Origin of the sequence: Streptomyces flaveus (assembly GCF_014647675.1) — a bacterium.
Taxonomy (GTDB): domain Bacteria; phylum Actinomycetota; class Actinomycetes; order Streptomycetales; family Streptomycetaceae; genus Streptomyces; species Streptomyces flaveus.
Map to the genome: position 1 here is coordinate 247577 of NZ_BMPQ01000001.1, position 19785 is coordinate 267361.

Sequence of the window (19785 nt, forward strand, 5' to 3'; positions counted from 1 at the left end):
GGAGACTCCGGCGGTGTGCGAGCGAGCGGTTCGGGACACCGCGACGCTACCTCAGGGCCCTTGATCCGATCACCGGCAGCGCTCGACAAACCACGGATCGCGCGCTTGGTGCGCTCCATACAAGGAGTGGTGGATACACCCGGATCGACGTGACCCTGGTCACTGAGGTACAGCCGCTTTCCCCACAAGGGCAGGACCGACGGGAACTGTCGGATCCTGCCAATGCCCTCAGGGAGCGAGTGGCAAAACATCATCCGTACGGGACTGAAGAATGCCCCCGCGAGGACGTGACTCGCGGGGGCCTTCCTTGCCCGCCCTTGTGCCCGGCAGGTGGCTCAGCCGTCGGTGGCGCTCAGCCGTCGGCGTCCAGCCTGAAGTGGAAGACACCCCAGGTGAGATGTCCTTCCCTTCCACCGTCGACCCAGTGGCCGAGCCCTTTCTTCATCTGGGCCAGGTAGTCGTGGCTGATCTTTCTGGCCAGGCCTTCGGCCTCTTGGCGTCCGGTCTCCTCGAGGACCCGCGTGTAGTGGTTCACCAACTGTTCGCGGTGCTCTTCGAAGCCACCGTCGACGGCGGTGAATCCGAGCCGGTTCAGCTCGCGTGTGTAGAAGGCGGGCGAGCCCATGTCGTCCAGGTGGATGCGGTCGAGAATCGGCTGCAGCACGTCGGTCGAGCCGCCGTCCGCCGCGGCCATCGGGTCGGTGAAGATGAGCCGGCCGCCGGGCCGCAGCACCCGCGCGATCTCCTCGAGGACCTGGGCGCGGTTCCCGCTGTGCAGGAAGGCGTCCTGGGACCAGACGACATCGACCTGGTCGTCCGGGTACGGGATGTCCTCGAAGGACCCGTCCACGACCTCGATCCTGTCGGTGAGCGCGCGTGCCGAGTTCAGCTCCTTGTGGCGCCGGTTCTCCACCTCGCTGAGATTGAGTGCGAGGACCCGGCAGCCGTACGTCTCGGCCAGGTACCGTGCCGAGCCGCCGTATCCGGAGCCGAGGTCGAGCACCATGGAGTCCCGGGTCAGTTCCAGCTTCGAGGCCATCCGCTCGACGGTGCGCCGACTGGCGTCCGCGATGGGCTCCACGGGGCTTTCGTAGAGGCCGATATGGATGTCCTCGCCACCCCACACCGTGGCGTAGAAGGTGTCGGCGTCGGGCGAGTTGTAGTAGCTGCGGGCGGTGCTGACCGCGCCCGTGTACCGCCCCTCGTGCTGGTCGTCCGTCCGGTACTCCTTCTCCGCCACATGCACGAAGAAGTCCGGCTCGTCACTGCGGTAGGTGTGCTGGAAGTCGCCGTAGGTCTCGATGTGCTGGAAACCCACCTCGGACATCAGCCGACGGGTGTAGTCCTTGCGCAGCGGGAACATGTTGAGGTGGTACGTGGAGTCGTCCGGGAAGTGGTACCGCATGCGGCACAGACCCTCGTCGACGTACTCCGGCTCCACGGTGACATCGTCACCGCAGTAGTAGTACGTGTGCTTGCTCGTGTACCCGTCGTCCAGGATCGCGTCGTAATTGCGCTGGTCCAGGACGAGAATTCCGTCGTGCTTGAGCATCGCGTAGAACTCGGCGAGTGCCTTGCGGCGGTCTCGCTCCGAGAAGATGTGCGTGAAGGAGTTGCCGAGGCAGACGATGGCGTCGTACTCCCCGTGGACGTCTCTGTTGAGCCACCGCCAGTCCGCCTGGACGACCCGCAGGATGTGCCCGCCCTGCTTGGTGCCGTTCTCGAAGGCCATCGCCAGCATGTCCGCGCTGCCGTCCGCGCTGACGGTGTCGAATCCGGCGGCCAGCAGCCGTACGGAGTGGAATCCGGTGCCCGTCGCGACGTCGAGCACGCTTTTCACGCCCCACTTGCGCAGCAGGTCGATGAAGAAGTTTCCTTCGCTTTCCGCCCGTTTCTCCCAGTCGATGAGCGAGTCCCATTTCTCGACAAAGCTGGGAACGTATTCCTCCGTGTAGTGACCGGTTTCGCGTACTTCGACAGGATTGTCGCCGAACTTCTGAGCCGGTTGCACGATGATGGGGAACTCCTTCAGTCATCGGGAGTCATGCTCAGCAGATCGCTATCCGATGTCGTGGACCTCATGCCTCCAAAGTTCGTATACGACGGCGGAGTTGACGCGGATAGCGACCCTGGTCAGCGGCTTTCCCACCTCAAGATTCTTTGGGGCGGCATGGCTTTGCCGAGGTTGCAGACACCTCACACACAGGGCATTCACGGGTGTTCCACCTCGCCGACGACAGCCGGCCATGGCGGAAAATCGCTCCAGAGCCACCCCACCCAGCCTCCATCAGACAGGCCGGGCCGGACGCCCCGACCGCTTCGGAGACGCCGTGCCCATGGGGCGGTGGACCATCGACACCAGCAGGTTTCCCCGGTACCGGTAGTCCCACCGCCGTGTGGTGCGGTGTGGGCGGGGTGGTAGGGAGAGCCCCTGGGAGAGTCCCCAACCCCGCCCATCCCCTCAGAGGTTCGAGAAGTCCGGGCCCGCCGTGCGCGTCCGCTTGATCTCGTAGAAGCCCGGGACCGAGGCGACCAGCAGTGTGCCGTCCCAGAGCTTGGCAGCCTCCTCGCCCTTGGGGGCGGGGGTGACGACCGGGCCGAAGAAGGCGATCTGTTCGCCGTCGGAGCCGGGGACGGCGATGACCGGAGTGCCGACCTCCTGGCCGACCTTGTCGATGCCCTCCTTGTGGGAGGCGCGCAGCTCGGCGTCGAACTCGAAGTCCTCCTGGTCCGCGTACTCGATCAGGTCGGCGGGCAGGCCGACGTCGGCGAGGGCGCCGGTGATCGCCTCGATGGTCGGGCCCTCACCGTTGTTGTGGATGCGGGTGCCGAGCGCGGTGTAGAGCGGGCCGAGGACGTCCGCGCCGTGCTTCTGCCAGGCCGCGGTCACCACGCGCACCGGCTTCCAGGCCTTGGTCGCGAGCATCTCCCGGTACTCCTCGGGCAACTGGTCGATCTTGTCCTCGTTCAGCACCGCGAGGCTCATGATGTTCCAGCGGACCTCGATGTCGCGGACCTTCTCCACTTCCAGGACCCAGCGCGAGGTCATCCACGCCCAGGGGCACAGCGGATCGAACCAGAAGTCGACGGGGGTCTTGGCGGAGCTCGTTGCGGCCTCGGACATGGTTCTCCTCATAAGAACGCGGTCGGCACATGCGGCAGACAGGGCTGTCTTCGCAGACAGAAGGGGCTGTCATTGAACCCGCAACCACCCCCTTCCGCGCCCTATTCCCTGCTGCCCGCAACCAGGCCGCATGGCAGGATCGGCTCTGTCCACATGCTGAACGCCACCCGAGGGAGTGCCGCCCGTGCCCGGTGAGAATCTGTCCCGCGACGAGGCCCGCGAGCGGGCCGCCATGCTGTCCGTCGACGGGTACGAGGTGTCGCTCGACCTGCGCTCCGCCGTGGGCGACACGGACGCCGAGCCGCGGACGTTCCGTTCGGTGACGACCATCCGCTTCCGCTGCGCCGAGCCGGGCGCCACGAGCTTCGCGGACCTGATCGCCCCGAGCGTCACCGCCGTCTCCCTCAACGGCAAGGACCTGGACCCGGGCGCAGTCTTCGACGGCTCCCGCATCCTTCTGGAGGACCTCGGCGACGACAACGAACTGGTCGTCGACGCCCAGTGCGCCTACAGCCGCACCGGCGAGGGCCTGCACCGCTTCGTCGACCCGGAGGACGGCGAGGTCTACCTCTACACGCAGTACGAACCGGCCGACTCCCGCCGCGTCTTCGCGAACTTCGAGCAGCCGGACCTCAAGGCCCCCTTCCGGTTCGAGGTCCGGGCCCCCGAGGGCTGGGTCGCGTGGAGCAACGGCCTGGGTGAACTGCACGACGGGGTATGGCAGTTCGCCGAGACGAAGCCGATCTCGACGTACATCACGGCGATCGTCGCGGGCCCGTACCACTATGTGACGGACCACTACTCCCGCACCTTCGACGACGGTACGACGCTGGAGATCCCCCTCGGCGCGCTGTGTCGCAAGGGTCTCGCCAGGCACTTCGACGCCGACGACGTGTTCCTGGTGACCAAGCAGGGTCTTGACTTCTTCCACGACCACTTCGACTACCCGTACCCGTTCGGGAAGTACGACCAGGCGTTCGTGCCGGAGTACAACCTCGGCGCGATGGAGAACCCGGGCTGTGTGACGTTCCGCGAGGAGTTCATCTTCCGCGGCAAGGTGACACAGGCGTCGTACGAGCGGCGGGCGAACGTCATCCTGCACGAGATGGCGCACATGTGGTTCGGCGACCTGGTCACCATGGAGTGGTGGGACGACCTGTGGCTCAAGGAGTCCTTCGCGGACTTCATGGGCTCCTTCTCCATGGTGGAGGCGACCCGCTTCACCAACGGCTGGATCACCTTCGCCAACAACCGCAAGTCATGGGCGTACCGCGCCGACCAGTTGCCCTCCACGCACCCGATCACGGCCGACATCCGTGACCTTCAGGACGCCAAGCTGAACTTCGACGGGATCACGTACGCCAAAGGGGCTTCCGTTCTCAAGCAGTTGGTGGCGTACGTAGGGCGGGACGCCTTCCTCGAGGGCTCGCGGCGCTACTTCAAGCGGAACGCGTACGGGAACACGCGGCTCGGGGATCTGCTGTCGGTCCTGGAGGAGACGAGTGGGCGTGACATGGTCACCTGGTCGCGGGCCTGGCTGCAGACCGCCGGGGTCAACTCCCTCACGCCGCAGGTGCTGTTGGGCACCGAGGGGCGGATCGACGAGCTCGCGATCCTCCAGGAGGCCGCCGAGTCGCACCCCGAACTGCGTCCCCACAGGGTGGCGGTGGGCCTGTACCGGCGGACTTCCGGAGGTGCGCTGGAGCGGTACGCGCGCGCGGAGGTGGACGTCGACGGACCGCGTACGGTCGTGGCGGAGCTGGCCGGGGCCGAGGCTCCCGAGCTGGTGCTGGTGAACGACGACGACCTGACGTACTGCAAGATCCGTTTCGACGAGGGCTCGCTGGCGACGCTGCGGGAACGGCTCGGCGAGATCAGCGACCCGCTGGCCCGTGCGCTGTGCTGGTCCGCGCTGTGGAATCTGACGCGCGATGCCCTGATGCCGACCCGGGACTTCATCGACCTCGTCCTGCGCTTCGCGGGCCGCGAGTCCGACATCGGTGTGCTCCAGATGCTGCACGCGTGGGCGAACTCCGCGCTCACGCACTACGCGGCGCCCGAATGGCGGGACACCGGCGGGCAGTTGCTCGCGGAGGGCGCGCTGCGGGAGCTGCGGCAGGCCGAGCCGGGCAGCCAGCATCAGCTGACGTGGGCGCGGTTCTTCGCGGCGGTCGCCTCTAGCGAGGCCGAACTGGGGCTGTTGCGGGACCTGTTGGAGGGGACGGCCAAGATCGACGGGCTGGAGGTGGACCAGGAGCTGCGCTGGGCGTTCCTGGAGCCGCTGGCCTCGCACGGCGTCGCCGACGAGGCCATGATCGCCGCCGAGCTCGCCCGCGACAACACGGCCTCCGGGAAGCGGCACCAGGTCCGCTGCCTCGCCGCGCGGCCCTCCGGGGCGGTCAAGGCGCAGGCGTGGGCGGCGGTCGTCGAGTCGGACTCGCTGTCCAATGCGCTGGTCGAGGCAACGATCGCGGGCTTCGCCCAGCCGTCGCAGCGGGCGCTCGGCGCTCCGTATGTCGCGAAGTACTTCGAGGTGATCGAGCGGGTGTGGGAGGAGCGATCCATCCAGATCGCCATGCATGTGGTCAGGGGGCTGTTCCCGTCGTTGCAGGACTCGCAGGAGACGCTGTCCGCGACGGGTGCGTGGCTCTCCGAGCATGAGGGGGCGGCTCCTGCGCTGCGGCGGCTTGTGCTGGAGGCGCGGGATGACTTGGCGCGGGGGTTGCGGGGCCAGTCCTGCGACTTGGCCGCCGCCGGCTAGCGGATCGCATCAGGGGCGGGTGCGTTTCTGCGGGATCGCGGCTGCGGGTTCGTTGTGGCTGGTCGCTCCCCCACTCTCGGCTTCGCTCGAGCGGGGGGACCCCCATCGCGGCGGAGCCGCAAATCGATACAGTCCCGCGCCCCTTGGGGGCCTGCGGCCCCCTCAGGGCGCGCCCGACTGGGCCGGAGGGACCTGGCGGCGTCAACAAGCGTTGCCGGGCATAACAGTTACCGAATGCTGGTAATCGGAGCCGTAACCCCCATACGGACCAGGGAGTTTCGGCTGTCGAATACTTGCACTTCAGGGCTGGCCTGTCCGGGTTTGTCGACGGGGACGTAACAGCGGTTAGAGGGCCGGGCGGGTGCGGGAGATTCGGGGGCATGAACCACAACACCCCTCTCTCCCCCCGCCCCCTGAGCCACCTGTCCGACGCCCAGCCGCGCGTGCTGAGCACCTCGCAGCTGCGGGCACACGGCGTGGCCAACGCCGAGATCAACCAGCAGTGCCGGCCGGGCGGAGCCTGGCAGCAGTTCCTGCCCGGCGTCTGTCTGCTGCACCCCGGCCCACCCACCAGTGAGGAGCGGCTGCACGCGGTCCTGATGTACGCGGCCCGCTCATCGTTGCGTGAACCGGCGCCGAGAGGCCAAGGCATCCCTGCCCAGCCGGCCGCGACGGAGCCCGGCGCGCAGGAACCGCCCACACCGCAGCGTTACCCCGACGCGATGATCACCGGCCTCGCCGCCCTCGCCCTGTACGGCTTCTCGTCCGCGCCCTCGCTGCTGTCCCTCGACCGCATCGACGTCCTCGTACCGCGTCTGCGCCGGCTCCGCTCGACGGGCTGTGCGCGCATCGTCCGCACGCCCGCGCTGCCGAAGCCCGAGCAGGTCACCGGCCTCCCGGTGGCCCCCGTACCGCGCGCGCTGGCCGACGCCGTCGCCGAGCTCTCGGAGGCGGGCATCGTACGCCGTCTGCTCACCGAGGCGGTACGCGGCGGCCATTGCGAACCGACCGCTGTCGTACGGGAGTTGACGCAGGCCCGGCTGCTGAACCGGCCGCACGTCGCGGACGCCGTCGACACCCTGCTCGCCGAGGGCCGGGCCATCGCGGAGGACCACCTGTACCGCATGGTCCGCGAACACGGCCTGCCCGACCCGGTCTGGAACGTGGACCTGCGCCTGCCCGGCGGCCCGCACCTGGGCGGCCTCGACGCGTACTGGCCCGAACAGGCCGTGGCCCTCGAACTGGACACCCGGGCGCCCCGCCAAGGCCCTTGGCAGGACGACGACGCGCTGTGGTCGGAGTACGCCCGCAAGCGCGAGCACCTGGAACGGCTCGGCATCACGGTCATCCACGTAACTCCGCGGAAGCTGCGCGATGCGATGGAGCAGCAGGCGGCCGTCGTACGCACCGCACTCATGGCGGCGTGCGACCGCGATCCGGCGGCGTATGTGGTGGTGCTGCCGCGGTAGGAGGGGAGAGGAGGGGGCGGGCCGGGCAACTGGTGGCCCGCCCCCTCTTCGTACGCTCACTCGGTCGTGGACGCCGTACGCAAGACGGATTCCGGTCAGCGGTCGGCGACTAGCCGGAGCAGGGGACGTCTGGAGAGGCACGAGCGCGGCACGCGGTTCGTGGGACCGTCCGTGGAACGGGACTCCATCGGCGCCTGGTGGCACCATGCGGAAGCGACGGAGCATGGGCGGGGGTGGCGCGCTGTGGAGCGGGTGTTCGTGGGGCGGGGCGAGGAGCTCGCCGTGCTGGAGGGGGCGAGGGAACGGGCCCGGGCCGGGCAGCCGCAGCGGGTGCTGGTGGAGGGGCCGGAGGGCATCGGCAAGACCGCGCTCGTACGGCGTTTTCTCGCGGGAGTGCCGCATGTCCTGTACGCGGAGGGCGAGGACGCCGGGACCGGGCCGGCCTTCGGCGCGTTGGAGCAGCTCATCGGGCCTGTCCGCTGGACGGATCCGGATTCTGCCGGCGTCACGCTGTTGGAGGCACTCCAGAAGGCGCTTCAGAAGGCCGGAGGTGTCGGCGAGGACGCGGTGACCGTCGTGGTGGACGACGCCCAGTGGGCCGGCTCCGCCTCTCTGTGTGCCCTCGGTTTCGCCGTACGCAGGCTGCGCGCCGTACGCGTCCTGGTCGTCGTGGTGACCAGGGACATCACCGATCCCCGGATCCCGGAGGGCCTGCGCCGTCTCTTCACGGCCGACGCCGCCGTCCGTGTCCGGCTCGAAGGGCTGGAACCCGCCGCGCTCCGCGCTCTCGGCGACGCCCTGGGCCCCGTACGGCTCACCGTTCGCGCCGCCGCCAGGCTGTGCGAGCACACCGGCGGCAACCCGTTGTACGCGCGGGCCCTGCTGGAGCAGGAGGGGCCCGGACTGGTCGAGGCCCTGGAGCGCAGCGACATCACCCCGCCCGCCCCGAAGTCGTGTGTCGAGCTCGCCCTGGCCCGGCTCGCCTCCTGCACCGCGGACGCGGAGGCGCTGCTGGCCGCGGCGAGCGCCCTCGGCCGCTGCTGCACCCTCGCCGAGGCCGCCCACCTCGCCGGCCTCGCCGATCCACTGCCCGCGCTCGAACAGGCCGTACGTACCGGGCTGTTGACGGAGCGGCAGGGCGACCCCGTCGTCCGCTTCCCGCACCCGATCGTGCAGGCCGCCGTCTATCACGGGCTCGGCCCCGCCCGCCGCCGTGCCCTGCACCGCCGGGCCGCCTCGCTCGCCGAGGACGAGGAGACCGCCCTGCACCACCGGGCCTGCGCCGCGACCGGCCCCGCCCCGCAGCTCGCCGCCGAACTCGCGGCGCACGGACGCCGGTCGGCCGCCGAGGAGCGGTGGGAGCAGGCCGCGCGGCATCTGTCCGCGGCGGCCAGGCTGGCGCCCGACCGGGCGGCGTACGAGCAGTACACGCTGGAGTCCGTCGAGTGCCGGCTGCTCGCGGGGGACGTACCGGATGCCGCCGAAGTCGCTGAGCGCGTCGGGGGGTTCACCGAGAGCGGCTGGCGCAGCTATCTGCTGGGACGGCTCTGCCTGGCCGACCCGGTTCGCGCCGAGGTGCTGCTGCGGGATGCCTGGCGGCGTTGCGATCCGGCTGCCGACCGGGGCGACCGGGTGCTCGCCGCCCGGATCGCGGGCCGGTTCGCGGCCCTGTACGGGAGCGTCGCGCGCGGCACGGAAGCCGCCAACTGGGCGCGTCTGGCCCTGCGCCTCGCACCGGAGGCGACCGCCACCGACACCATCCGCTACCTGGCGCTCAGCGGTACGGCGACGAGCGGCGGCGCGGCCCGTGCCCTCGCCGAACTGGGCCCGCTGCCCGACCCCGCCGTGGCGTCACCCGCCCAGCTCCAGGAACTCATGGGTCGCGGCACCCTGCGGGTGTTCACCGGCGATCTCACCGGAGCCCTGCGGGACCTGGCCGGGGTCCTCGCGGCGACGCGGGAACGGAAGTCGGCACGGACGGCTGCTGCGCCGACGGCACCGGCGAGGTCGCCCGTCGACGGCCGGACGTACTCGGCGTCCTTCCGTATCACCGCCGCGGGCGCGCTCGCCGCCGCCGAGTACCTGGCGGGCCACTGGGACGACGTGCTCGCCCACTGCGAACCGGCCCTCTCGCTCACCGACGACAGCGGCCGGCCGCATTCCGCTCCGTACTGCCGGATGCTCGCGGCCCTCACCCACGCGGCCCGCGGCTCCTTCGCCGAGGCGCGGACCCAGGTGCGTCGGATGCGCGAGGACGGTGGCCCGGCCGTGTGGACGGCGCTCGCCGGGGCCCACCTGGCGCGGACCCTCGGCCGCCCCGAGGACGTCGTAAGCACCCTGGCACCGCTGCTCCCACCGAGCAAGCAGGACGCGTCCGGCTCCGCCGATTCCACCGATTCCTCCAGCTCCTTCGACGAGCCGGGCGCCGTGCCCTGGCCTGACCTCCTCGCCGACGCCTGGACCGAGCTCGGGGACCATCGGCGGGCTGCGCAACTCCTCGGCCAGTACGAGGCTTTGGCGGTACGACGCGATCACCCGGCCGCGCTGATGCGCGCGGCCCGGAGCCGGGGCGCCCTGGCGGCCGCTCGCGGGGAGTCGGCCGCCGCCGAGAGCGCCTTCCGCTCGGCGCTGCGGCACGCCCAGCGCGCCCAGGAGCCGTTCGGCCGTGCGCTGGTGCACCTCGCGTACGGGCAGTTCCTGCGCAGGACGGCCAAGCGCACCCCGGCCGCGGAGCAGCTGCGCTGGGCCCAGGGCCTTCTCGTACGCCTCGATGCCCGGCCCGATCTGGAGCGCTGCGAACGGGAGTTGGCGGCCTGCGGCCTGGGCACCCCCGCGCGCGGAACGGACGTCGCTCCCCTCAAGGCGGATGCCGCGCCGCTCACCGCGCAGGAGCTGGTGGTCGCCCGCAAGGTGGCGGCCGGGCTGACCAACCGCCAGGTGGCGCGGGAGCTGGTGATCAGCCCGAAGACCGTCGAGTTCCACCTGGGCCGGATCTACGCCAAGCTCGGCGTCGCCTCGCGCACCCGGCTCGCCGTGCTGCTGGCGGCGGGGAACGAGGCGGCGCTGCCGGGGCGGAGCTGAGGTTGCCCGGGGCGGAACCGACGCTTCCGGGGCAGGACTGGGGATTCTCCCGGGTCCTTCCCCAGGTCCGTTCCCCGGCACCGGCGGCCTACCGTCTGGCCTCGTGGCCGTCACAGACCATCGAAGGCCATACCGGACCGGTCCCCTCGGGGCCGGCCGGTCGCATGGGGGAAGGAATCTCATGGCCGAAAACAAGGAACTGGTCGTCACCGACATACCCAGCGCCAAGGTCAAAGCCATCGCCGAACGCGTCGCGCTGGAATTCCAGCTCGCCGCCGACAAGGTCGCCGCGCATCACGCGGAGCCCGGCAAGTACCCGCTGCCGTCCGACGCCAAGAGCACCGAGCAGCTACTCGCCCGCCGTTTCCGTACGTTGCCCGAGACCCAGCAGAAGCAGGCCGCGGACCGGATCTCGGTGGAGCTGCGGGGCGGTGCGGCGCGCACCAAGCGGCTCGGCGACCTCGCCAAGGTCGACCTCAAGTCGCCCTCCGGGATCGATGAGCAGGTCCGCAAGACACCGCTCCCGGCGCGGATGAAGTTCCCGGTCGACGAACTGCAGCGGATGTCCGACGCGCTGGTGGGCCCGATGACCACCGCCGCCCAGGAGACGGCCGCCGCGGCGGCGTTCCCGGAACTGCGCAACCTGGAGCTGCGGATCCACCGGGTCAAGTGTGTGGACGAGACGAGCGAGATCGGCAAGGACGAGATCGACCTGGGCGGCACGTCCGTCGACGAGGACGGCGACACCAAGAAGGTGTCGGCGTTCCGGGTACGCAGTTTCAGCACCGGAACCGTGCAGACGTACTCGCCGCCGAGGCGTTTCACCCACTTCAGCCTCACCGAGCAGAGCAAGGTGACGTTCCCGAAGACGTACTTCGTCACGCTGGTCGTCGCGGAGGTCGACTGGGGCGGCCTCGCCGACTTCCTCAACGAACTCCTCGACAAGGTGAAGGCCAAGGTCGCCGCGGCACTCGCGGCCGCCATCGGCGGCGCGATCGGCTCTCCCGGCGGGCCCCTCGGCATCGCCATCGGGGTCGCGGTGGGCTTCGTGGTCGGCCTGGTCTTCGACTACCTCAAGGGCCTGTGGGGCGACGAGGTCTTCAAGCCGATCACGGTCAGCGCCACCATCTCGTCGCTGACCAGCCGCTTCCCCGGCGGCCAGGACAACAGCACGGACCGCACCCTCGACTTCAAGGGCCACGGCGGTCACTACCAGCTGACCTACGACTGGCGAAAGTACAACTGACCATCTGAGGACGGGGGAAGAAAGAGGGCCGTCACCCGGCTGTCCCGCCGGGTGACGGCCCTCTGGGCCGCGTCCGGCGAAGTGGTGCGGCGAGTTGGAGCCCATGACTCCGTAGCTCACGAAGCCGCGAAAGCCCGGCATCGCCCGGACGGCCACGCCGCCGGGTGCCACGCATGCCGCGAGCGCGGCAGTGGCGGGGAAATGTGTCGCCCTTCGGGTGCAGCGGACCGTACCGTCGTCCTCATGAAGCTGCTCTCCGTCAATGTCGGCAGGCCCCGCCCCAACCCTTGGAAGGGCCTCAGCGCGACAGGCATCGACAAGCGGCCCGTCGACGGCCCGGTCGCCGTCATCGCCCCCGGCCCCAAGGGCACCGGCGCGGTCGGTCTCGTCGGCGACCGGGTCTACGACGTGAAGCACCACGGCGGCTCCGACCAGGCCGTCTACGCCTATGCCCGCGAGGACCTCGACGGATGGGAGGCTGAGTTGGGCAGGCCGCTTGCCAACGGCGTCTTCGGGGAGAACCTCACGACCATCGGCCTCGACGTCAACGGCGCCCTGATCGGCGAGCGCTGGCGCATCGGGCCGGACGTCGTCCTGGAGGTGTCGTGCGCGCGGATCCCGTGCGCGACGTTCCAGGGCTGGCTGGAGCGTGACGGTTGGATCAAGCGGTTCACGCAGGCCGCGCTGCCGGGCGCGTATCTGCGGGTGATCGAGCCGGGGGACATCCGCGCTGCCGATCCGGTCGAGATCGTGCACCGCCCTGACCACGACGTGACCGTCGCACTCGTCTTCCGTGCGATGACACGTGAACCGGAACTGCTGCCGCGGCTGCTGGTCGCCGACGCACTGCCGGAGGAGGGCAAGGATCTGGCCCGCAGGCGTACGACCGCGTAGGTGATCGATTTCACGGGGATCGTCGACGCACCGCACTCATGGCGACATGCGACCGCGATCCGGCGGCGTATGTGGCGGTGGTGCCCCGGTGACCTGTGGGGGGGCACCGGACAACTGGTGACCCCCACATCACTGATGGCCGGCCCTTCAGCCCCAGACAAAGTAAGATTCAATCTACGTAATATCGAATCTGAGTTTGTTGCGCCGACTGGGGAGTGAGCCGCTGATGGAGTTCAAGGGCAGGGCAGCCGACCTCGATCTGCTGGCTCAGCAGCTGGGCCTGGTGGTCGAGGGCACGGGGGCCACCCGGGGACGGTCCGTGATCATGATGGGTCGACGTCGGGTGGGGAAGTCCCGCCTGGTGCAGGAGTTCTGCGACCGGTCCGGAGTTCCTTACGTGGTGTTCCAGGCGACCCGGGGCCGTAATCCGGTGGCTGAGCGCACCGACTTCACCGCGGCGCTCGCGCACTCCGCCCTGCCCGGCGCGGAACTGGTGGCCGGGCTGCAAGCCACCGACTGGAACCAGGCACTGCGTTCCCTGGCCCTCGCGGTGCCGGACGACGCTCCGAGCATCGCGGTGATCGACGAGGTGCCCTGGCTGGTGGAGCAGGACGGCGAGTTCGAGGGGGCGCTGCAGACGGTGTGGGACCGCCATTTGTCCGCCAAGCCGGTGCTGCTCGTCCTCGTCGGCAGCGACATGTCGGTGATGGAGGCCCTGCAGTCGCATGGCCGTCCGTTCTTCGGCCGGGCGACGAAGATGACCGTACGGCCACTGCACCTGGCCGATGTGCAGGCGGCGACCGGGCTCGACGCGGCGGAGGCGATGGACGCCCTGCTGATCACCGGCGGTTTCCCGGAGATCGTCCAGTCGTGGCGGCCGGGGACGCCCCGTACGGAGTTCCTGCGCGAGGCCGTGAGCAACCCTCTCTCGCCCCTGCTGGTCGCGGGCGAGCTGTCACTGCTCGGCGAGTTCCCCGAGGCATCCCACTCACGTGCGGTACTCGAAGCCGTCGGCAGCGGTGAGCGAACCTTCTCCACCATCGCCGCACAGGCCGGCGGCGCGGGCGCGCTGCCCTCCGGCACCCTTTCCCCGCTGCTGAACACGCTGCTGGCCAAGCGGGTCCTGGCGGTGGACCTGCCGCTGTCCACGAAGCCGGACAGCAAGAACAAGCGCTACCGCATCGCCGATCCGTATCTGCGCTTCTGGCTGGCCTTCATGCGACGCGGAATCCCACTCATCGAACGCGGCCGGGGTGATCTGGCCCTGGAGCGCATCGAGCGCTCGTGGACGACCTGGCGGGGACGCGCCATCGAACCGGTGGTCCGCGAGTCGCTGCTGCGCCTGCTGCCGGACGACTTCTGGCCCGAGACCGAGGCGGTCGGCGGCTGGTGGAACCGGCAGAACAACCCCGAGATCGACCTGATCGGCGCGGACCGCGCACCCGTGGCGGGCGCCGTGCACTTCATCGGGTCGGTCAAATGGCTGGAGTCCCAGCCCTTCGGCCGCCGCGAGTACGACGCCTTGGTCCGCGACGCCCTCGCCGTGCCCGGCGCCGACCCGGACACACCCCTCGTCGCGGTCTCCCGCTCCGGTGTCACGGACGGCCTGCCGCTCGCGGCGCACTGGAGGCCGGAGGACTTGGTCGACGCCTGGCGGTAGGCGTTCCTCCTGCGAGGTGCACGGAACAACCCACAGACCCTGGATGCCGTACGCAACGCGGCTTTCGTCACCGGTCGGCGGCGAGGAAAAGGGCCGTCCCCCGGCTGTCCCGCCGGGTGACGGCCCTCCGGCGCACCACTACTCGTCGGGCGGGCCGCTGGTGAGAGACATTCAGCCCCGCTTGGTGCGAGACGTCAGACCCGATCCAGGGGCCGGTGCGGGCCGCTGGGAAGTTCCGCGGCGATCGTGTCGCCCGGGCGTACCACGCCGCCCTCCTTCACGATGCTCATGATTCCGGACTTGCGCACGATGTTCCCGACTGCATCACGGCCGACGACCTGCTTCAGCAGCCCGTCCTGGAAACTGTCGATCTGCAGGCAGGGATTGCGCAGGCCGGTCACCTCCAGCACCGCGTCATCGCCGATACGCAGCAGCGTGCCGACCGGCAGGCCGAGCAGGTCGATGCCGCGGGTGGTGATGTTCTCGCCGAGGTCACCGGGCACCACCGTGAATCCCTCTGCACCGACCTCGGCGAAGAGCTCTTCATGGATGAGATGGACCTGGCGCAGGTTCGGCTGGGTGGGGTCCTGCGCGACCCGCGAGCGGTGCTTGACCGTCACGCCGGCATGTACGTCACCCTCCACACCGAGCCCGGCGAGCAGCGTGATGCTGTCCCGGTTCGGCTTGGTGAACGAGTACTCGCCGTTGCTGCTGACCGCCGTCACTGTCCCGCTCATCCTCGGATCCCCTCCTCAACGACATGATCAGCCACGACCCTAGCCCTTACCTCAGCCCTTACGTCGTGTCCGGGCGGTCATTGAGCCGTACCGGCCAGCAGCCAGCGCCGCACGGGAACTTCGAGCAGTACGCGGTCCCCGTCCGGTGTGTACGGGGCGGAGACATCCCACCCGTACTTCGCGGCGAAGGCATCCGTGATCTCCTCCGGGAACAGGCCACGGTGCAGCACCGCCTCTCCCTCGGCCACGACGGGGAGCCGGCCGTCCTCCAACGCCAAGGAGACCCGCGAGAACTTCTCGATATTGCGGACCTTGACCGAACTCGCGTCCGTGCCGATCCACCAACTGCCCCGCAGGAACACGAACCAGACCGGCGTCACATGGGCAGACCCGTCCGGCCGCACAGTGCACAGCCAGACGTTCTTCTCCTGGGCCAGGCGGTCGCGAACAGCCACAGGCAGAGACTCGGAATCACTCATGTACCCATCTCACCCGCAGCTCCGCCAGACCGCCTCGGTCCGACGGCCTAGACACCTCGGGCTTCGTCGTGGAGCTGTTCGGCGGCGTGCGGCGGGTGCGAAGCGGTTGGCTGGTTTGCTACGTAGCGGTTGGCTGGTTTTGATTGACTAAAAGATCAACTGTTCGATAGCTTCCGGGCCTCACCTGATGTGGACAGGCCTCGTGGGGGCCGCATCAGGTGGAAGATTCGGAGTTCCCGCATGTCGGGCAGATCTTCCAAGCGTGTATCCGCCGTGGTCGCGATGGCGTCAGCCTTCGTCCTTGCGTTGTCCCCTGGCGCCTCGGCCAACTGGTCGAGCAGCATCGGTGGGTGGACGGACGGTGGCGACGACAACGGGCAGTCCCGCTACTGGGCGGACGAGAGCTACACGGAGATCATCTTCAAGGGTTGCACCGTGCAGAACGGCAGTAAGACCACCGGTGTCGAGTTGTGGGACTTCGACGCGCTGTCGTACAACGACTTCTACGGTGAGAAGACCTTCACCAACTGCTTCAACGGCACGAGCTACGCGAGCCGGGGCGAATACAACGGTCTGCCTCAGGAGTCGGACTACTTCTTCCAGCTCGACAACGTCGGTGGCGGGAGCAACGCGTGCTGCCTGCTGTGGGCGACCTACGCGGGAGTTGACACCACTCTCGCCGACTCCTGATCAGTGTTCTGCAGCGTGGTGTCTCGCTGTCGGCGAGGCACCACGCCCCCTGTTCGGACCGCTCCAGGAAGCCAAGAAGTGAAACCCCTCACACTCATCAGGTCCAGCAGTGCGCTGAGGGTCGCGCCCGTCGCCCTGCTTCTCGTGTTCGCCTACTACGCCACCGATCTCGGTGACGACCTCCTCGCCGATCCGCTGGGCTACTCCGCCACTGTGGTCGACGCGGTGCTGCGCAACCTGCTGCCTGTGGCCTTCGCGGTTGCCTCGGGTCTCGCCGCGTGGGAGGCGCGGAAGCTGGGAGTCTCCGAAATCTGGAGGCTGGGGGCGGTGCGATCCCGCTACACCATCGCCGCACAGCATCTGTCTCCCGTTGTCTCGCTGGCCTGGTTGCTCCTCATCCTTCCCACGCTGTGCGCCCTTGTCCAAGAGCAGGTTGCGCCCGACCTGCCCGGCCTCACGCTGCTGGCCTTCGGACTGGTGCTCTGCGTCGCCCACGCCATCGTCGGATTCGCCGTCGGAGCCGCCATTCGGCACATCGCCGTAGTGCCGATCATCGCAGTCACCGACTTCCTGGCCGTCGGCAGTGCCACCGGACTGGAGATACCGTGGCCCCGGCACCTCACCGGCCTCTTCGCCGGAAAGATGATGTTCGGCGAACTGCCCACCCCCGCCGCCCTCGCGGCTCCCCTCCTGCTCGCCGTCGGCACCGCCTGCGCCATGGCTCTGCTCTGGGCACCTGTTTCTCGCTGGCTACGAGGAGCCATCGCGGGAACGCTCGTCTTCGCCTGCGCGCTCGGATCGTTCTCCTTGGTCAGCGACTGGAGCTACATAGGCCCACGGAGTACCGGTCATGGCACAACCTCCTGTGCAGGGCAGTCCCCTCGCATCTGTCTGCCTGAGACGCACGCCGAGCACATCTCCGCTCTCGCCGAGGAAGCGGAGGCGACGCTGAAAACCCTGCGTCGAGCCGGTCTGTCTGCCGAGCCGACTTCGCTTACAGACACTTCTCTCAGCCTCCGGTATCCCGAACCGTCCACGGAGGATGACTGGACCGTCCCACTCGTTGTCGGCGAGGCGACCGGCACCGTTCGCTACCAGATCGCCCGCGAAGCGGTGCGTTTCGAATGCTTCCCTCCCGCCACCGGTCCCGCCCGCCAGGTGTACTACTGGGTGTCCTCCAAAGTCGGACAGGCGGACACCTACTTGAAACGGCTCAGCTCCGAACCCGATTTCACGGCCCAGGAACGCAGCCGTCTCCAAGACCAGGTAGGAGAGGTTCTGCAGTTGAGCAGGGCCCAACAAATGGACTGGTACGAGACGACCGTGGCGGAGGCCTGCGAGGAAGACGGGAACACAACGTGATGTGGTGGCTGCGTGCCCGCCGCGCCCACACTCGGCTGCCCCTGGGCTTTTTGATGTTCACGCTTCTGGCGGCGATTGTGCAGGACACCCCCCTCTTCCTGCCGTCCATCTGGGCCAGCGGCGCCGAGATCGTGCAGGCTGTCACACTTGTTCCGCTCGTGCTGACCTCGGTCCTCTTCGACTGTCTGCACACTCGGCTGGACGCCGCCGAGACCACCGGAATCCGACCCGTCAGGTTCTTCGACGTCCTGCTCACACTCGGCACGGTGGCACTCGCACTTGCCGTGGGCGAGGTGATCGCCATGGCCACCGGGGCCGCATCGGCCGAGACACTGGGCCGCAACACGGCCTTCCTCGCCGGCCTCACCCTGTTGTGCGGGGCTCTCTTCGGGAGATCCGCAGTCCTCGTTCCCGCACTGTGGCCGCTGATCGGCGTACTTTTCGGCATGAGGGCGGCCGGCGATCCCTATCCGTGGACCGTACTCCTCGAACCGCCTGGCACCTGGTACGCCTCCACGGGAGCCCTCTTGATGCTCACCGTCGGCGTTGGTGCCCACCTCCTTTCACCGAACCGCTTCGCACGGAGAGCCGCATGACTCTTGTTCTCGATTCCTGCACCTTCGCCTACGGCCGACGGCGGGCTGCCGTGCTGAAGGACTTCAACTACCGCCTTCCGGACGGACTGACCATCCTTCTCGGACCGAACGGGGCCGGTAAATCCACGATGTTGCAGCTGGCTGCTGCCGTCACCACGCCCCAGCGGGGAACCGTGACGTGGGATGGACTTGACGCGAAGAGCAAGGACTACCGACGGACGGTGGCCTGGATGCCGCAGAACATCACCCCCCTGCCCTCACTCACGGCACGGGAGTACGTCGCTTATGTGGGCTGGCTGAAGGGAATGAGCAGGGACGATGCCTGGGACAACGCTCCTCGAGCGCTGTCCCGCGTCGAGCTGTCGGAGCACACCGACATCCGCACCAGCCAGCTCTCGGGCGGCCAGCTGAGGCGTGTGGGTGTGGCCTGTGCCCTGGTCCACGATGCACAGGTGCTCCTCCTGGATGAACCCACGGCCGGCATGGACCCACGTCAGCGACGGGTTTTCCGTGATCTCCTTGCCGCGGTCAAGGACGAGGTCCGCATCCTGCTGTCCACGCACGACGTGACCGACCTCGCCGAAGAGGCCGATCACGTGTCTGTTCTGGTTGGCGGACGTCTCGTGCAGAGCGGGTCAACCAGCGAGTTCCTCGCCCACACTCCGCCCGGTACGGCGCAAGGCCGGGCGGCCGAAGGGGCTTATACGACCCTACTCGAGTCGGCCTGACCCGTTCGGGCGAGCCCGGTCATAGATTGAGGTCGAGACGCCCTTAAGTGACCACGAGCGTATCGTTGGCGGGCAACTCACCCCTCGGACACTCACCTCCCTCTGATGTGGGCCGAGATCATCTCGGCCCACATCGGTCGTTTCTTGGGGAGTGCGCGGCACTGCTGGTGATCCTCAGCCATGTGTGACCCGCCGGCTGATTCGTTCGGCGGCGGGACGACGGCTTCGTGCCGACCGGCGGCGGTGGTCCGCCCCTGGCAGTCCGGTGGGTGGACGCAAAGGCTGCGCGGACTCGCCAGGGGAGTGGAGGCACCCTCTCATGTCCTGTCCAGCCGAGCTCACTCGCCAACTCAAGCGCTCAGCCGCCGTCTGAGGCGCTCAGTCACAACTACCTCGCGGGGAGGAGCCGCCGTACACAACGTGCGTCGAGGCGGCGGCCCCTCACCGTATGTCCCTCATGTGCCTGATGTACACGACTGGGGTAGGGCCAGCCGGGCTCGGACCGTCTTTCCGACTTCCGGCCGTAGGAACCACACGAGGTCGTCGGCGAGTTGGGTGACGACGAGGAGGCCCCGGCTGCCTTCGCCGTCGGGTGCGACGTCCGTCCTGGGGACCGCCCGCACCGGATCCGAGACCTCGACGATCAGTCCCCCGTCCTCCAACTCGGCCAGCCGCAGCCACAGTTCGTGCCCGATGACCCGCGCATGCCGTACGGCATTGGCAACGAGCTCGGAGGCGACCAGCACGGCGTCGTCGATGTCCCCGGCCCACTGCCACATCGTCAGCCGGCGACGGACGTGGAGCCGGGTGAGTCGGACGCTGCGGAGGGTCATGGGGTAGCCCATGGACCAGTCGTGGGTGAGGAGGGCGGGGGCTTCGGGGTTGGGCATGGGATTCCTTTCGCGCTGGCTGCCCAACAACGGTGACAGTGACTCGCGTTCGAGTTCCATCGAATGCC

General features: G+C 68.9%; 15 protein-coding genes. 10 read left to right on the forward strand and 5 right to left on the reverse strand.

Features of this window, described 5'->3' with window-relative positions; genetic code table 11:
- Nucleotides 1–352 precede the first annotated feature (352 nt).
- Complete coding sequence (locus IEZ21_RS01130) at nt 353–2011, reverse strand: glycine/sarcosine N-methyltransferase (protein ID WP_189320007.1); 1659 nt, start codon at nt 2009–2011, stop codon at nt 353–355.
- A gap of 450 nt (nt 2012–2461) precedes the next feature.
- Nucleotides 2462–3124 (reverse strand): mycothiol-dependent nitroreductase Rv2466c family protein, encoded by a 663-nt coding sequence (locus tag IEZ21_RS01135; protein ID WP_189320008.1) that lies wholly within the window; start codon nt 3122–3124, stop codon nt 2462–2464.
- A 184-nt stretch (nt 3125–3308) separates the two neighbouring features.
- Between IEZ21_RS01135 and pepN the strand changes: the two genes are divergently transcribed.
- The 6 genes from pepN to IEZ21_RS01165 all read left to right on the forward strand — a co-directional run bounded on the left by pepN (nt 3309) and on the right by IEZ21_RS01165 (nt 14235).
- Nucleotides 3309–5885, forward strand: a complete 2577-nt coding sequence (gene pepN, locus IEZ21_RS01140; RefSeq protein WP_189320009.1) for an aminopeptidase N — start codon at nt 3309–3311, stop codon at nt 5883–5885.
- 380 nt (nt 5886–6265) lie between these two features.
- Entirely contained in the window at nt 6266–7354 is a 1089-nt protein-coding gene (locus IEZ21_RS01145) for a hypothetical protein (protein ID WP_189320010.1), read from the forward strand.
- A 171-nt stretch (nt 7355–7525) separates the two neighbouring features.
- Nucleotides 7526–10435: a helix-turn-helix transcriptional regulator gene (locus IEZ21_RS01150; protein WP_246567182.1), complete on the forward strand. Its 2910-nt coding sequence runs from the start codon at nt 7526–7528 to the stop codon at nt 10433–10435.
- A gap of 181 nt (nt 10436–10616) precedes the next feature.
- Nucleotides 10617–11681, forward strand: coding sequence for a hypothetical protein (locus IEZ21_RS01155; RefSeq protein WP_189320011.1), 1065 nt, complete (start codon nt 10617–10619; stop codon nt 11679–11681).
- A 243-nt stretch (nt 11682–11924) separates the two neighbouring features.
- On the forward strand, nt 11925–12575 hold the full coding sequence (locus tag IEZ21_RS01160) for an MOSC domain-containing protein (RefSeq protein WP_189320012.1): 651 nt from the start codon (nt 11925–11927) through the stop codon (nt 12573–12575).
- 226 nt (nt 12576–12801) lie between these two features.
- Nucleotides 12802–14235: an ATP-binding protein gene (locus tag IEZ21_RS01165; protein ID WP_189320350.1), complete on the forward strand. Its 1434-nt coding sequence runs from the start codon at nt 12802–12804 to the stop codon at nt 14233–14235.
- Between the two features lie 194 nt (nt 14236–14429).
- Here the strand turns inward: IEZ21_RS01165 and IEZ21_RS01170 are convergent, their stop codons facing one another.
- On the reverse strand, nt 14430–14972 hold the full coding sequence (locus IEZ21_RS01170; protein WP_189320013.1) for an MOSC domain-containing protein: 543 nt from the start codon (nt 14970–14972) through the stop codon (nt 14430–14432).
- 77 nt (nt 14973–15049) lie between these two features.
- Nucleotides 15050–15451, reverse strand: coding sequence for a pyridoxamine 5'-phosphate oxidase family protein (locus IEZ21_RS01175; protein ID WP_189320014.1), 402 nt, complete (start codon nt 15449–15451; stop codon nt 15050–15052).
- A 240-nt stretch (nt 15452–15691) separates the two neighbouring features.
- On the opposite strand from IEZ21_RS01175, the gene IEZ21_RS01180 reads away from it, so the two are divergent.
- The 4 genes from IEZ21_RS01180 (at nt 15692) to IEZ21_RS01195 (ending at nt 18827) form a co-directional block, all read left to right on the forward strand.
- The gene (locus IEZ21_RS01180) at nt 15692–16141 is read left to right on the forward strand and encodes a hypothetical protein (protein WP_246567184.1); all 450 of its coding nucleotides are present in this window, start codon (nt 15692–15694) and stop codon (nt 16139–16141) included.
- 78 nt (nt 16142–16219) lie between these two features.
- Nucleotides 16220–17503, forward strand: a complete 1284-nt coding sequence (locus IEZ21_RS01185; RefSeq protein ID WP_246567186.1) for a hypothetical protein — start codon at nt 16220–16222, stop codon at nt 17501–17503.
- Nucleotides 17503–18099, forward strand: a complete 597-nt coding sequence (locus IEZ21_RS01190; RefSeq protein WP_189320015.1) for a hypothetical protein — start codon at nt 17503–17505, stop codon at nt 18097–18099. Before IEZ21_RS01185 ends, IEZ21_RS01190 begins: the two co-directional genes overlap by 1 nt.
- Nucleotides 18096–18827 (forward strand): ATP-binding cassette domain-containing protein, encoded by a 732-nt coding sequence (locus tag IEZ21_RS01195; RefSeq protein WP_189320016.1) that lies wholly within the window; start codon nt 18096–18098, stop codon nt 18825–18827. The genes IEZ21_RS01190 and IEZ21_RS01195 overlap by 4 nt, the downstream gene beginning before the upstream one ends.
- Before the next feature lie 455 nt (nt 18828–19282).
- On the opposite strand, the gene IEZ21_RS01200 is transcribed toward IEZ21_RS01195, so the two are convergent.
- On the reverse strand, nt 19283–19717 hold the full coding sequence (locus IEZ21_RS01200; protein WP_246567187.1) for an ATP-binding protein: 435 nt from the start codon (nt 19715–19717) through the stop codon (nt 19283–19285).
- Nucleotides 19718–19785 lie beyond the last annotated feature (68 nt).